Annotated in this window: 14 protein-coding genes and 1 riboswitch; of the genes, 9 read left to right on the forward strand and 5 right to left on the reverse strand. The window is 57.8% G+C overall.

The window, feature by feature from the left end; translation table 11 throughout:
* Window positions 1-44: 44 nt before the first annotated feature.
* The 3 genes from relA to B195_RS05800 all read left to right on the forward strand — a co-directional run bounded on the left by relA (window position 45) and on the right by B195_RS05800 (window position 3794).
* Window positions 45-2297 (forward strand): GTP diphosphokinase, encoded by a 2253-nt coding sequence (relA, locus tag B195_RS05790; protein ID WP_003442805.1) that lies wholly within the window; start codon window positions 45-47, stop codon window positions 2295-2297.
* A 95-nt stretch (window positions 2298-2392) separates the two neighbouring features.
* Window positions 2393-3226, forward strand: coding sequence for a nucleoside triphosphate pyrophosphohydrolase (gene mazG, locus B195_RS05795; RefSeq protein WP_003442803.1), 834 nt, complete (start codon window positions 2393-2395; stop codon window positions 3224-3226).
* Between the two features lie 22 nt (window positions 3227-3248).
* Window positions 3249-3794, forward strand: coding sequence for a DUF2058 domain-containing protein (locus B195_RS05800; protein ID WP_003442800.1), 546 nt, complete (start codon window positions 3249-3251; stop codon window positions 3792-3794).
* Between the two features lie 102 nt (window positions 3795-3896).
* Here B195_RS05800 and B195_RS05805 read toward each other — a convergent pair whose 3' ends face one another.
* From B195_RS05805 to purM, 4 genes are all read right to left on the reverse strand, one after another.
* Window positions 3897-4079: a hypothetical protein gene (locus tag B195_RS05805; RefSeq protein WP_003442797.1), complete on the reverse strand. Its 183-nt coding sequence runs from the start codon at window positions 4077-4079 to the stop codon at window positions 3897-3899.
* Window positions 4080-4411: 332 nt separating this feature from the next.
* Window positions 4412-5125, reverse strand: coding sequence for a DUF3108 domain-containing protein (locus B195_RS05810; protein ID WP_003442792.1), 714 nt, complete (start codon window positions 5123-5125; stop codon window positions 4412-4414).
* Between the two features lie 8 nt (window positions 5126-5133).
* A complete protein-coding gene (gene purN, locus B195_RS05815; protein ID WP_003442790.1) occupies window positions 5134-5784 on the reverse strand; it encodes a phosphoribosylglycinamide formyltransferase in 651 nt (216 codons plus the stop codon).
* Complete coding sequence (gene purM, locus B195_RS05820; protein ID WP_003442788.1) at window positions 5784-6842, reverse strand: phosphoribosylformylglycinamidine cyclo-ligase; 1059 nt, start codon at window positions 6840-6842, stop codon at window positions 5784-5786. The genes purN and purM overlap by 1 nt, the downstream gene beginning before the upstream one ends.
* 378 nt (window positions 6843-7220) lie before the next feature.
* Here purM and B195_RS05825 point away from each other — a divergent pair, with 378 nt between their 5' ends.
* From B195_RS05825 to B195_RS05845, 5 genes are all read left to right on the forward strand, one after another.
* Window positions 7221-8228 carry a DUF2066 domain-containing protein gene (locus B195_RS05825; RefSeq protein WP_003442786.1) on the forward strand — a complete coding sequence of 336 codons (1008 nt, stop codon included), beginning with the start codon at window positions 7221-7223 and terminating at the stop codon, window positions 8226-8228.
* A gap of 33 nt (window positions 8229-8261) precedes the next feature.
* The gene (locus B195_RS05830; RefSeq protein WP_003442784.1) at window positions 8262-9335 is read left to right on the forward strand and encodes an AI-2E family transporter; all 1074 of its coding nucleotides are present in this window, start codon (window positions 8262-8264) and stop codon (window positions 9333-9335) included.
* Window positions 9336-9562: 227 nt separating this feature from the next.
* Window positions 9563-10267 carry a DnaA regulatory inactivator Hda gene (gene hda / locus B195_RS05835; RefSeq protein ID WP_003442781.1) on the forward strand — a complete coding sequence of 235 codons (705 nt, stop codon included), beginning with the start codon at window positions 9563-9565 and terminating at the stop codon, window positions 10265-10267.
* Window positions 10268-10502: 235 nt separating this feature from the next.
* Window positions 10503-11126 (forward strand): C40 family peptidase, encoded by a 624-nt coding sequence (locus B195_RS05840; RefSeq protein ID WP_003442779.1) that lies wholly within the window; start codon window positions 10503-10505, stop codon window positions 11124-11126.
* Window positions 11127-11270: 144 nt separating this feature from the next.
* Window positions 11271-11810: a C40 family peptidase gene (locus B195_RS05845; protein WP_003442777.1), complete on the forward strand. Its 540-nt coding sequence runs from the start codon at window positions 11271-11273 to the stop codon at window positions 11808-11810.
* A 51-nt stretch (window positions 11811-11861) separates the two neighbouring features.
* Here B195_RS05845 and B195_RS05850 read toward each other — a convergent pair whose 3' ends face one another.
* Window positions 11862-13169: a sorbosone dehydrogenase family protein gene (locus tag B195_RS05850; protein ID WP_037001549.1), complete on the reverse strand. Its 1308-nt coding sequence runs from the start codon at window positions 13167-13169 to the stop codon at window positions 11862-11864.
* A gap of 109 nt (window positions 13170-13278) precedes the next feature.
* Window positions 13279-13522: riboswitch (cobalamin riboswitch) on the forward strand.
* A 79-nt stretch (window positions 13523-13601) separates the two neighbouring features.
* Here B195_RS05850 and cobO point away from each other — a divergent pair.
* The gene (gene cobO / locus B195_RS05855; RefSeq protein WP_003442773.1) at window positions 13602-14213 is read left to right on the forward strand and encodes a cob(I)yrinic acid a,c-diamide adenosyltransferase; all 612 of its coding nucleotides are present in this window, start codon (window positions 13602-13604) and stop codon (window positions 14211-14213) included.
* Window positions 14214-14219: the final 6 nt, after the last annotated feature.

The following is a 14219-nucleotide window of genomic DNA, read 5'->3' on the forward strand; positions in this document are numbered from 1 at the left end:
TGATTTTGACACATTGAATCTGTGTCGTAGGGAAGGTAAGCAAGATGGTACAGGTCAGAGCACACCAGCCGATCAACACCGACGGCAGTCTCAACCTCGAGGCATGGCTTGATCACGCGGTGAGTGTCGATGCGGCGCTGGACCGTGAAGCCTTGAAGGAAGCGTGCGAGTTTGCGCGTGAGGCGGAACAGCAGGCCAATGCGGCTAAAAACCTGTGGGCCGAAGGTATGTCGAGCTTTCGCACCGGTTTGGAAATCGCCGAGATTCTCGCTGATCTCAAGCTGGATCAAGACTCTCTGGTGGCAGCGATTCTTTACCGCTGTGTTCGCGAAGGGCAGGTGCAGTTGCCTGCCGTCAGTCAGCGCTTTGGTCCGGTGGTGGCCAAACTGATTGATGGCGTGCTGCGCATGGCGGCCATCAGCGCCAGTCTCAGTCCCCGTCAGTCCATGGTGCTGGGCACCCAGGGCCAGGTCGAAAACCTGCGCAAGATGCTGGTCGCCATGGTCGATGACGTGCGTGTGGCACTGATCAAGCTGGCCGAGCGCACCTGCGCCATTCGTGCGGTCAAGAATGCGCCGGATGAAAAGCGCAACCGGGTTGCCCGCGAAGTGTTCGATATTTACGCGCCGCTGGCACACCGTCTGGGTATCGGCCATATCAAGTGGGAACTGGAGGACTTGTCCTTCCGCTACCTCGAGCCTGAACAGTACAAACAGATTGCCACTTTGCTGCATGAGCGCCGGCTTGATCGCGAGCGCTTTATCAGTGACGTGATGAACCAGTTGCGCACTGAACTGGTGGCCACCGGGGTTGACGCCGATATCAGCGGCCGGGCCAAACATATCTATTCCATCTGGCGCAAAATGCAGCGCAAGGGCCTGGCCTTCAGCCAGATCTATGACGTGCGTGCGGTCCGGGTTCTGGTCCCGGAGATGCGCGACTGCTATACCGCGCTGGGTATCGTCCACACGTTGTGGCGACACATTCCCAAAGAATTCGACGATTACATCGCCAACCCCAAAGAAAACGGCTACCGCTCGCTGCACACTGCGGTGATCGGGCCTGAAGGCAAGGTGCTGGAAGTGCAGATCCGCACCCACGCCATGCACGAAGAAGCGGAGCTGGGGGTTTGCGCACACTGGCGTTACAAGGGCACTGACGTTAAAGCCGGGTCCAACCAGTACGAAGAGAAAATCTCGTGGTTGCGCCAGGTGCTGGAATGGCACGAAGAGCTGGGAGACATTGGCGGCCTTGCCGAGCAGCTGCGGGTCGATATCGAGCCGGACCGGGTTTATATCTTCACCCCTGACGGTCATGCGATCGACTTGCCCAAAGGCTCCACCCCGCTGGACTTCGCTTATCGGGTGCATACCGAGATCGGCCACAACTGCCGTGGCGCCAAGATCAACGGGCGCATCGTGCCGCTCAACTACACCCTGCAAACGGGTGAGCAAGTCGAGATCATCACCAGCAAGCACGGCACGCCGAGCCGCGACTGGCTGAACCCGAACCTGGGCTACATCACCACGTCCCGGGCGCGGGCCAAGATCGTTCACTGGTACAAGTTGCAGGCCCGCGACCAGAACGTTGCCGCCGGTAAAACCTTGCTCGAGCGCGAGCTGAGCCGTTTGGGCTTGCCGGGTGTGGACTACGAGAAGCTCGCTGACAAAGCCAACATGCGAACCGCCGAGGACATGTACGCGGCCCTTGGTGCCGGCGATCTGCGGTTGGCGCAACTGATCAACCTGGCGCAACAGCTGGTGGAGCCGGAGCGCGGCAACGAGCAGATGGAGCTCATTCCCCGCAAGGCCACCGGCTACAAGCCGGGCAAGCGTGGAGATATCCAGATCGAGGGCGTGGGCAACCTGCTGACCCAAATGGCCGGATGCTGCCAGCCACTGCCGGGCGATGCGATTGTCGGCTACATCACCCAGGGTCGTGGTGTGAGCATTCACCGTCAGGACTGCGCCTCGGTGCTGCAACTGGGTAGTCGTGAGCCAGAGCGGATCATTCAGGTCAATTGGGGGCCGATCCCGGTCTCGACCTATCCGGTCGATATCGAGATCCGTGCCTACGACCGTTCGGGATTGTTGCGTGACGTGTCCCAGGTGCTGCTCAATGAGCGGATCAACGTGCTGGCGGTCAATACCCGCTCGAACAAGGAGAACAACACGGCGTTGATGTCCTTGACCATCGAGATCCCGGGGCTGGATGCATTGGGGCGTTTGCTGGGGCGGATTTCGCAGCTGCCGAACATCATCGAAACCCGCCGCATAGGGCGCAGCGAGCCACGCTAGCGGCGAGCTTTGAGCAGCAAGCAGCAAGTTAAAGCCGGGCGCGGTCTGTCTTGGTTTTCTCTTGCAGCTTGCCGCTAAAAAACTGAAGGATCCTGATGCATACCTTGGACGATTTGCTGTTTTTGATGACCCGACTGCGGGATCCGCAGTACGGCTGCCCGTGGGATATCAAGCAAACCTACGCCACGATCGTGCCCTATACCCTCGAAGAAGCCTACGAAGTGGCTGATGCCATTGAGCGCAGCGACTTCGAGCATTTACAGGGCGAACTGGGCGATCTGCTGTTTCAGGTGGTGTATTACAGCCAGCTGGCCCGCGAAGAAGGGCGGTTTGAATTCGCCGGGGTGATCGACAGCATTACCCGCAAGCTGATTCGTCGTCATCCCCATGTATTCCCGACTGGCGATCTGTATGCGCCGCTGGATGTGCCGCGCCTGAGCGAAGAGCAGGTCAAGGTGCGCTGGGATGAGATCAAGGCCCAGGAGCGAGCAGAAAAGTCTGCGGCACCCGAGCAGTTGTCGTTGCTCGATGACGTGCCTGTGGCCTTGCCGGCCTTGTCCCGGGCCGCCAAGTTACAAAAGCGCGCGGCTCAGGTCGGGTTTGACTGGCCTGCTGCTTTGCCGGTACTGGACAAGGTTCGTGAAGAGCTGGACGAAGTGCTGGAGGCCATGGCGGATAACGATTCGGTGGCGATCCATGATGAGATTGGAGACCTGCTGTTTTCAGTGGTAAACCTCGCCCGGCACCTTAAAGTTGATCCCGAAACAGCCTTGCGCGGTGCCAATGCTAAATTTGACCGACGTTTCCGGTTTATTGAGCAGGCATTGCGCGATACCCTGCGTCCCATTGAAGATTGCACCCTTGAAGACCTGGACGCCCTGTGGGGCGAAGCCAAGCGTCAGGAAAAGAATTTACCCAGCTGCGGCTGAGTTTGCCTAAGTGAGTAAGTAGATGAGCATTTCCCTACGCGACCAGTTGCTCAAAGCCGGACTGGTCAACGAGAAGCAGGCCAAACAGGCCGGCAAAGAAAAGCAAAAGCAGCAACGCCTGGTACACAAAGGCCAGATTGAGCAGGACGATACTCAGCAGCGTCTGGCTGCCGAAGCCAAGGCCGAAAAGGTCAAGCGCGACCAGGAGCTCAATCGTCAGCAACAGGAAAAGGTCGAGCAAAAGGCCCGCGCGGCGCAGATCAAGCAACTGATCGAAGTATCGCGTCTGCCCAAGCTGACCACCGAGGACTATTACAACTTCGTTGACGACAAGAAGGTCAAGCGCCTGTCGGTCAACACCTTGATGCGCAACAAGCTGGCCAATGGTTCGCTGGCAATTGTGCAGCACCAGGGTGGTTACGAAGTGATTCCCCGTGAGGCCGCACTGAAGATCCAGGAGCGCGACCCGCGCCGTATTGTCCAGCTCAACATCCTGGTGGAGTCGAAGACGCCGGAAGAAGACGATCCGTACGCGGCTTATCAGATTCCGGACGACCTGATGTGGTAACCCCGCAGGAGCGAGCTCGCTCCTGCAGGTGTTGATTGCCCCGGATACGACAAACCCCGCTTCGGCGGGGTTTGTGTTTTTCAAGTCTGTGGTCTTAGTGACTCATGCCTGATGTTTCTGCGCTTCCAGCTTTTCCAGCTCAGCCTTGTAGCTTTGAGCGTCGCTTTCGCGGTGGAACATACCAACCAGTACGTCTTCCTGATGCACGTCCCACAGGTGAATACCGTGGGCCACAAGCTGGTGGAACATACGTGAATCGTCGCGTTCAGTTACTTTGATAGTCATCTGCTTGCTCCAAATTCTGATGGGGATCTGCGGCAAGGCGTCGCAGGTCTTCTTTATAGAATTTGTTAGCTTCCTAAGTAAATAGCCAATTGTCATGCTGTCATGTTGTTAAAAACGTCATATCGCTGCAGCCCTTTAACTACGGGGTGTTTACGAAATGATCCAATAGTTTTATGACAAATGTTTCATGTTGGAAGGCTTTCTGATGGCAGGAGAGACCGCTCCTGCGGGGATAGCGCTTTGCACTCAGATATGAGGTTCAGAAACGAAAAAACCTCGCCGAAGCGAGGTTTTGTCTTACAGCTTACAGCTTGCAGCTCAGGGCTTGCCGCTTAGTTGCCCTTGACTGTTTTGCCATTCACCGTGCCGTCCAGCAGCATGATGTTGTATTCCTTGCCGTCTTTTTCGACCTGACGCAGTTTTACCAGCAGACCATCCCAGTTCTTGGCGAACCACATTTCAGTGATGCGCTTGTTCTGGGACGGGTCGCGAACACGTTCGACCTTGATCGCGTCTACCTTGCCGGCTTTGGTCTCGACCACTTCCGGGCCGATGACGCGGAAGTCATAGGTATCCACATCGTTGCCATCGACCACCTGATAGCTCATCGACTTTTTGCCCGCAGCCACATCGCGCTGCAGGGCCAGTTGGTAGGTGGACTTGTCGAGCATGCCGGTCAGCAACTTCACGTTCACCGGCTCTTTATTGTCGGTGCCGGTGACGGTCATGTCGGACCAGTCGAAATTGAGATCGATGTTCTTGGCCTTGCCCAGACCGCCACGTTCGAAGTGGTAGGTCAGCGGAACCGGCTTGTCTTTTTCCAGCTTGAGGGTGCTTTCTTCGTTCAGGCTGGCCACCAGCATCGAGGCCTTGAAGTTCAAGGTCCAGTTGCCGTCGCTGTTTTTAGTCAGGCTACGCTCGGCAGAACCGCTCATCGGCAACTGTTTCCAGTCTGCGGTGTAGCTGGCGTTGAAAGGCTGAAGATCGGCCGCCTGCACTGCTGGAATAGTCAGCAGGCTGAGGGCGAGGAGCAGGGCACGACGCATAATGTCTCCTAGGTTCGTATCAAGTGGCCGCTGGCCGCAAGTAATTGACCGTCTAATAATGCGCCTTGCTCGTCAAGTGCCAAACGACCTTCGGCAAACCAGCGCACTGCAAGCGGATAAATCCGGTGTTCCTGGGTATGAACCCGTTGCGCCAGACTGTGTGGCGAGTCGTCGGACTTTACCGGCACTACTGCCTGTACGACCAGAGGCCCGCCATCGAGTTCCTCGGTTACAAAGTGCACGCTGCAGCCATGCTCGCGATCACCCGCCTCCAGCGCGCGCTGATGGGTATGCAAGCCTTTGTATTTGGGCAGCAACGAGGGGTGGATATTGAGCAGGCGACCCTGATAGTGGCGTACGAAGTCTGCGCTGAGAATGCGCATGAATCCGGCCAGAACCACCAGTTGCGGTTTGAAAGTGTCAATGACTTCGATCAGTGCAGCATCGAAGGCCTCTCGGCCCTCGAATGCTTTGTGATCCAGTACGCAGGTATCGATACCTGCGTCTTTGGCGCGTTGCAGGCCGTAGGCATCTGCGCGGTTGGAAATCACCGCGCGAATTTTAGCCGGGCTGTCCTTGATGTCATTGCTGTCGATCAAGGCCTGCAAGTTGCTGCCGGTGCCGGAAAGCAGCACCACTACATCACAGGTGTCAGGCATTAGTGCGCCTTGAGGTTTTGCAGCTCAACTTGTGGCGCGCCTTCGGCGGCCGTTTCGATATGGCCGATCACCCATGGCTGCTCGCCAGCTTCACGCAGTACGTTCAGGGCGGTCTCTACGTCGGCCTGGGCTACGCAGATCACCATGCCTACGCCGCAGTTCAGCACGCGATGCATTTCGGTTTCGGCCACGTTGCCTTTTTCCTGCAACCAGTCGAATACCGCCGGGCGCTGCCAGCTGGCAACATCAACTACCGCCTGAGCGCCTTTTGGCAGAACGCGCGGGATGTTGTCGAGCAGGCCGCCACCGGTGATGTGGGCCATGGCTTTGACAACGCCGGTGTCTTTGATCAGCTTGAGCAGCGGCTTGACGTAGATGCGGGTCGGAGCCATCAGCAGATCGGTCAGCGGCTTGCCGTCGAGCTGGATATTTTCGATGTCGGCACCGGACACTTCGATGATCTTGCGGATCAGCGAGTAACCGTTGGAGTGCGGGCCCGAAGATGGCAGGGCGAGCAGGGCATCACCGGCAGCAACCCGGGAGCCGTCGATGATTTCGGACTTCTCTACAACGCCAACGCAGAAACCGGCCAGGTCGTAGTCTTCGCCTTCGTACATGCCCGGCATTTCAGCGGTTTCGCCGCCTACCAGCGAGCAGCCGGACAGTTCACAGCCAGCGCCGATACCGGTAACCACTTGGGTCGCGGTTTCTACGTTGAGCTTGCCGGTGGCGTAGTAATCGAGGAAGAACAGTGGCTCTGCGCCGCACACGATCAGGTCGTTAACGCACATTGCAACCAGGTCGATGCCGATGCTGTCGTGTTTGTTCAGGTTCAGTGCCAGGCGCAGCTTGGTACCTACACCGTCGGTGCCGGAAACCAGAACAGGCTGCTTGTAGCCAGCCGGAATTTCGCAGAGGGCGCCAAAACCGCCGAGGCCGCCCATCACTTCCGGGCGTGCAGTGCGCTTGGCCACGCTCTTGATGCGTTCGACCAATGCTTCACCGGCGTCGATGTCTACACCGGCGTCTTTGTAGCTCAGGGATGGTTGCTTGCTCATAATCCAGGCCTTTAGGGGGGATTCGGGGGTATCGACCGAGTTCAGAGGGCTGGCTTGCACGTGCTCAGGTATTGAACGGAGCATTTACATGGCGCCCGGCTGTTGCCGGTCTGCGAAGGCGCGCGATTTTATCAGGCTTGAAGGGCAGCGGCCATCCTCGGGCCGACAGGCAGGGTTATATCTGTCGAAAAAAACCTTTTTTAGTCGTATTAGGGTCTGTGCCCGGGCCTGTATAAGGTATAGATGTCTGGTTTCTATTTGTTATACCGAATGAAAACTGCTGGGTTGGGGTGAATGATTCGGCTGCGGCCCTGTCTGAAGCCTTGTCGAGTGTTTTTATACGGCTTTTATAGTGTCTTTTGCCGTCGGGAATTTTTCATGCGCTTTCATCAATTTTTAGCTGTGGGCTGTTTGTCATTTTTTAGCCTGGCCAGTCACGCCGAAATTCTGACCGGTCTGTATCAAGTTCGGGAACCGGTCTCCAGTCAAACGCCAGAAGAGCGTACCCAAGCCACGCAAAAAGCCCTGGAAACCCTGGTTTTGCGCCTCACGGGCGATGCCAAGGCTGTACAGAACCCGGCGCTGGAAGCGATTCGCAAAGACCCGCAGCAAATCATCAGCCAATACGGCTATGACGCAGGCCCGCCCGAAAGCCTGCAAGTTGACTTCGATCCTGTAAGCACTGACCGGGCTCTGCGCCAGGCCGGATTGTCGCTATGGGGCACCAACCGTCCGGCGCTGCTCGGCTGGTGGTTGAATGATTCGGTTGACGGATCGAGCCTGGTCGGTGATGGCCAGTCGGCTGCCGGACCTTTGCGGCTCGCGGCGCAACACCGCGGTCTGCCGCTGCGCCTGCCGTTGGCGGACTTGAGTGAGCAACTGGTCGGAACTGCGGAAAATCTCGAGGGCAGTAACCCGGCCCCCTTGAAGGATGCTTCCGAGCGTTACGGCGCAGATGCGTTGCTGGCCGTGCATGCCCGTGAGGATGACGGCAAGTGGAGCGCCAAGTGGCGTCTATGGGTTGGCGATCAGCAAGAACAAGGCACTGCTGAGGCGTCCGATCAGGCCGCTCTGGCTGATGCGGTGATGCTGGCCGTGAGTCAGCGGCTGGCCCCGCGCTATGCAGTCAAGCCCGGTATTTCCACTGAGCAGTTGCTGCAGGTGCAGGGCATGACGCTGGAGCGTTACGCGCAGTTGGGGCGTTTGCTCGAGCCGTTTGGTGGTCAGCTCAAAAGCGTCGAGGGTGACCGCATTGTTTATCAGGTCAACGGTAGTGCCGAACAGTTGCGCTCACAGCTGGGCCTGGCCCAGTTGCATGAAGTGACTGCTGATCAGGCGCAGGGCGCAACTGATGCGTCGGGCGTGCAGTTACGGTTTCGCTGGTAGGTTTTTTTCTTCTATATAAAGGATGGGTAGTTCATGGCAGATTCGCGGCGTTGGGTATGGTGGGGCGTAGCGTTTGCAGCGGCCTTGTTCGTGTATTTTTTGCATCCAATACTCACGCCGTTTCTGGTCGCGATCGTTCTGGCCTACATGTTCGACCCTGTGGTTGATCGTCTTGAAAAGTACGGTTTTTCAAGAACCTGGGGCGTCGTCACGGTTTTCGCTCTGTTCACCGTCATTTTCATGACTCTGCTCCTGGTGTTGGTGCCGTTGCTGGCCAAGCAGTTGCTGAAACTCTATCAATTGGCACCTCTGGTGCTGGATTGGCTGCAGCACACGGCCATGCCCTGGGTACAGGCCAAGTTCGGGTTGAGTGACGGTTTCTGGCAGTTTGACAAGATCAAGGCGGCGATCACCGAGCACGTGGGGCAGGCCGGCGACATCGTCGGGGTGGTGTTGTCCAAGGCGACCGCTTCAAGTCTGGCGCTGGTAGGCTTTCTGGCGAATCTGGTGCTGATTCCGGTGGTGGCGTTTTACCTGTTGCGGGACTGGAACATCTTGCTGGAAAAAATCCGCAATTTGCTGCCGCGTGACAGTGAAGAGCGGATTGTGTCCCTGGCCAAAGAATGTCACGACGTACTCGGTGCGTTTGTTCGCGGTCAGTTGCTGGTGATGCTGGCCCTGGGGGTTATCTACTCGGCCGGGCTGATGCTGGTCGGGCTTGAGCTGGGGCTGTTGATTGGACTGATGGCAGGTCTGGCGGCCATCGTGCCCTACATGGGCTTTATCATCGGGATCGGCGCGGCGTTGACCGCAGGCCTGTTCCAGTTCGGCGGTGACCTTTACCCGATGCTCGGCATCGTTGCGGTGTTCATGGTCGGGCAGGCGCTGGAAGGCATGGTGCTCACGCCATTGCTGGTGGGGGACCGGATCGGCCTGCACCCGGTAGCGGTGATCTTTGCCATTCTGGCCGGTGGCGAGCTGTTCGGTTTTACCGGGGTGTTGCTGGCGCTGCCGGTGGCGGCCGTGATCATGGTGCTGGTGCGCCATGTGCAGGATGCGTACAAGGACTCCCAGGTATACAAAGGCGATGAGGACCCTCAGCTGTAACGGTGTGAGGGTTTGACGAAGGCCGGTTCATTCTGCAATGAACCGGCCTTTTTTCTTGCCCCGTGATTTTGCCGATCCATGAGATAAAGCTCATTCAATCCAAGACCTTAACGCAAACCTTTGATTTTGTTCGTGGTCTGTTACATTGTGCGCCCGGCTACACGGGTATAAACTTTGCAAACTTTACACAGAGGCCACTAACGGTTCGTTTGAACTGTTCAGTCAGCATGAAACCGATTCAGCTGCCCCTAGGTGTGCGTCTGCGTGATGACGCTACCTTCATAAACTACTATCCAGGCGCCAATGCCGCTGCACTAGGCTATGTCGAGCGTCTGTGCGAAGCCGACGCCGGCTGGACAGAAAGCCTGATCTATCTTTGGGGCAAGCAGGGCGTAGGCCGTACGCACTTGCTACAGGCTGCATGCCTGCGCTTTGAACAGATGGGGGAGCCGGCAGTCTATCTGCCGCTGGCCGAGTTGCAGGATCGCGGGATTGAAATCCTCGATAACCTTGAACAGTACGAGCTGGTCTGCCTGGACGACCTGCAGGCGGTGGCCGGGCGTGCTGATTGGGAAGAAGCGCTGTTTCACCTGTTCAATCGTCTGCGCGACAGCGGGCGCCGCCTGTTGATTGCAGCTTCGGCATCGCCCCGTGAGTTGCCGATCAAGCTGGCCGACCTCAAGTCACGCCTGACCATGGCTCTGGTTTTCCAGATGCGCCCCCTGTCCGATGAAGACAAATTGCGCGCCTTGCAATTGCGTGCATCCCGTCGCGGCCTGCACCTGACCGACGAGGTGGGGCATTTTATCCTCACCCGCGGTACCCGCAGCATGAGCGCGCTGTTTGATCTGCTGGAGCGGCTTGATCAGGCGTCCCTGCAAGCGCAGCGCAAGCTGACCATCCCCTTCCTGAAAGAAACCCTCGGCTGGTAACTCGCCCTCGTTCGTCCACGCCTTGTCATGTGTGCCTGCGGGGCTGCTGACAATATCCAGGCGTCAGAAAACCTGCGTGGCAGAGGGCTGCGCGCACAAAATCGATTGTCAGGGGTGTAAAGCCTTAGATGTCATGACAAAACGCTCAGGTCACATTTAGATCGATTGAATTTGCAAATGAGGATCATAGAAGGCATAGTCGCGGCTACTTTTCTTTCAAGCCACGGTCGTGCCCATGCTAAAGCGCTTCGCACCCCTCGTGCCCCTCGCACTCGTTACCCTGTTGTTCGGCTGCGCTGCACACACACCAGTGTCACAGCAAGTTGTGGAACAACAGGTTCAAAAGCCATCAGCGTCCCAGGCTTCCGCTGTTTATCAGGAAGAACTGGCGACTGAAAAAGAACTGGCCCAATTTTCCGCCAACAGCAAGCCTTATGAACTGCCAGCCCTGGCTGACAGCATTCTTGAGCGTGGCATGTCCTTGATCGGTACCCGTTACCGTTTTGGCGGCACCTCTGAGGCAGGCTTTGATTGCAGCGGGTTCATCGGCTACCTGTTCAAAGAAGAAGCGGGCATGCAACTGCCCCGTTCAACGCGGGAAATGATCAACGTAAAAGCACCGTTGGTCGCGCGAAACAACCTCAAGCCGGGTGACTTGCTGTTCTTCAGCACCAATGGTCGCGGCCGTGTCAGCCATGCCGGGATTTACCTGGGCGATGACCAGTTTATTCACTCCAGCAGCCGCCGTAGCGGTGGTGTGCGGATCGACAGCCTGGGCGATACCTACTGGAACAAGACCTTTATGGAAGCCAAGCGTGCATTGGCGATGGCGCCTACAAACGTTGTAGCGCGCAAGTAAAGTTAAAGTCTTACTTGAAGTTTGGCCTCTAAGGTCTAGAATTCAGTCGCATAGTTAATTCCTGAAGCCGCGAAGGTGCCCCCTGTCGCGGTTTCGGGTTTCGCGGCCCCAGTAGCCGTATCCAGAATCAGGAACATTCTGTTTATGTCGACCATGGCCCGCGTTGCCCTTCTGACTCTAGCAGCACTGCTCAGTGCCTGCGCCAGCCACCCCCCGCCAGCCCCCGTGGTGCAAAAGCAGGTGGTGTTTTCCAACTCCCCTGAAGACGCTTCGCCGATTGCTGCGGATGTGCTGTTCCGTGCCCTGGGGCTGGTCGGTACGCCTTATCGCTGGGGCGGTAATACCCCGGATTCCGGTTTTGATTGCAGTGGTTTGATCAAGTACGTCTACAACGATGCCGCAGGTATTTCCTTGCCCCGTACCACTCGCGAGATGATCGTGATGCGGGTGCAGAGTGTTGGCAAAGACAAGCTGCAAACCGGTGACTTGCTGTTTTTCGCTACCAGTGGTGGTTCCCGGGTCAGTCATGCCGGGATTTATGTCGGTGAGGGCCGCTTCGTGCATGCGCCTGCAACAGGTGGCACGGTCAAGCTGGACAGCCTGAACAAGGCCTACTGGCAGAAAGCCTATCTGGAGGCCAAGCGTGTACTGCCGACCGAGCAGCATCTGGCCCACAACCCGTAAGCCAAAGCCGAACCAGTAGGAGCGAGCCCTTGAGCGGCTCGCTCCTGCAGTTTATTTCCCGGACACCCGCCAGATCTTGTTGCCAACATCATCGGCAACCAGCAGATCCCCCTGTTTATCAATCACTACCCCTACCGGGCGGCCCATGGCTTTCTCATCGGCATTGAGAAAACCGGTCAGCACGTCCACCGGCATGCCGGCAGGTTTGCCTTCAGTGAACGGCACGAAAATCACTTTATAGCCACTGTGGGGTTTGCGGTTCCAGGAGCCGTGCTGGCCAATAAATGCGCCCTCGGTAAAGTTGGGCAGCTTGCTGTTTGTCGCAAAACTGAGCCCCAGGGATGCCGTATGCGGGCCCACGGCATAGTCCGGCGCGATGGCTTTGGCTACTAGCTCCGGGTTTTGTGGATTAACCCGTGTATCCACGTGTTGCCCGTAGTAGCTGAAAGGCCAGCCATAGAAGCCGCCATCCTGTACCGAGGTGATGTAGTCAGGCACCAGATCGCTGCCGATTTCGTCGCGTTCGTTAACCGCAGTCCAGAGTTTTCCTGATTTTGGCTCCCAGTCCATGCCGTTGGGGTTGCGCAGGCCCGAAGCGAAAATACGGTGGCTGCCAGTAGCCGGGTCCACTTCCCAGATCGCGGCGCGGCCTTGCTCTTTGTCCAGGCCGTTTTCGCCCACGTTGCTGTTGGAACCCACGCTGACATAGAGTTTTTTGCCATCCGGGCTGGCGATGACGTTTTTGGTCCAGTGGTGGTTCAACGGGCCGCCGGGCAGGTCGACGACCTTGGTCGGCGGGGCGCTGATGGATTGCTCGCCGGCCTGATAGGGGAAGCGCAGCAGTTTGTCGGCGTCTGCGACATACAGATCATTGCCCACCAGGGTCATGCCGAACGGGGAGTTGAGCTTGTCGATAAAAACCGTGCGGGTTTCTGCCACGCCGTCATGGTTGCTGTCGCGCAGCAGCGTGATCCTGTTGGCGCTGGGGACTGCGGCCCCGGCCCGGCCCATGACTTTCTCCATCACCCAGCCGCGGATGCCCTTGCTGTCATCCGGCTTGGGCGGTGCATTGGTTTCTGCCACCAGTACATCACCATTGGGTAGCACGTAGAGCCAGCGGGGGTGGTCGAGGCCTTCGGCGAAGGCTGCCACTTTCAGTCCCTGGGCGGCAGTCGGCGTAGTGCCCTCGGGCCAGCCTATGGCCGGTGCGATGTTGACTGTCGGAATCAGCGTCTTGTTCGGTTCCGGCAGCTTGGGTGAAGGGCCGGTGCCATCCACCACTTGCAGGGTCGAACTCTCGCCACAGGCGGCCAACCCTGCTGCAAGTACGATGACAATGGCGTGCTGGCGCTTGAGCATGAAGATCTCCATCAGTTCTTGGGCTTGTCAGTCATAGAGGAGCGTAGCTGCTCAAAGGTTCAAGTCGTTGCTGCCGGCTTTAATTGACGCTCCACCCCCAACCCTCTAACCTTCGCGGCTTGTTTCAGGTGCTCTGTGGCCAAAGGTCGACAGGGTGAAACAGGGAAGCCGGTGAGGGCGTGTTTGATCCACACAACCGCTTTGATCCCGGCGCTGCCCCCGCAACGGTAAATGAGTAAAGGCTGCGCTCGATGTCACTGTGTTTTTGCACGGGAAGACGCGTGGTCAGGGTTGCTCCGTCTGGAGTATCCCGCTTGTGAGCCCGGAGACCGGCCTGATCCATCCAACACCTCGCGGCGGGCGATGGTGTGCTTTTTGTTGCAATGTCCCCCGCCTCCCGTTTGCATGATTGAGCCCCAACGGAGAGCTGCCATGAACGAATCCCCCGAACGCGACGAACGTCACCAGGCGCGCATGCTGCGCAAAAAAGCCGTAATGGATGAGCGCATTGCCAGCGCCCCTAACGAGTGCGGGCTGCTGCTGGTACTGACCGGCAACGGTAAAGGCAAAAGCAGTTCGGCCTTTGGCATGCTGGCACGGGCCATGGGCCACGGCATGCAGTGCGGTGTGGTGCAATTCATCAAGGGTCGCAACAGCACCGGCGAAGAGATTTTCTTCCGCCGTTTCCCGGAACAGGTGCGTTACCACGTGATGGGTGAAGGCTTTACCTGGGAAACCCAGGATCGCCAGCGTGATATCGCCGCGGCCGAGGCTGCGTGGGAAGTATCCCGCGAGATGCTGCGCGACCCCTCCATCGGTCTGGTGGTGCTGGATGAACTGAATATTGCGCTCAAGCACGGCTATCTCGACCTCGAGCAAGTGTTGAGCGACCTGCAAGCCCGTCCGCCGATGCAGCATGTATTGGTCACCGGACGCGGCGCTAAACCTGAACTGATAGACCTGGCCGATACCGTGACCGAAATGGGTGTGATCAAACATGCCTTCCAGTCCGGGATCAAAGCCCAGAAAGGCATCGAATTGTGAGTGTTC

The sequence above is a fragment of the Pseudomonas sp. Lz4W genome, assembly GCF_000346225.2.
Taxonomy (GTDB): Bacteria; Pseudomonadota; Gammaproteobacteria; order Pseudomonadales; family Pseudomonadaceae; genus Aquipseudomonas; species Aquipseudomonas paraversuta.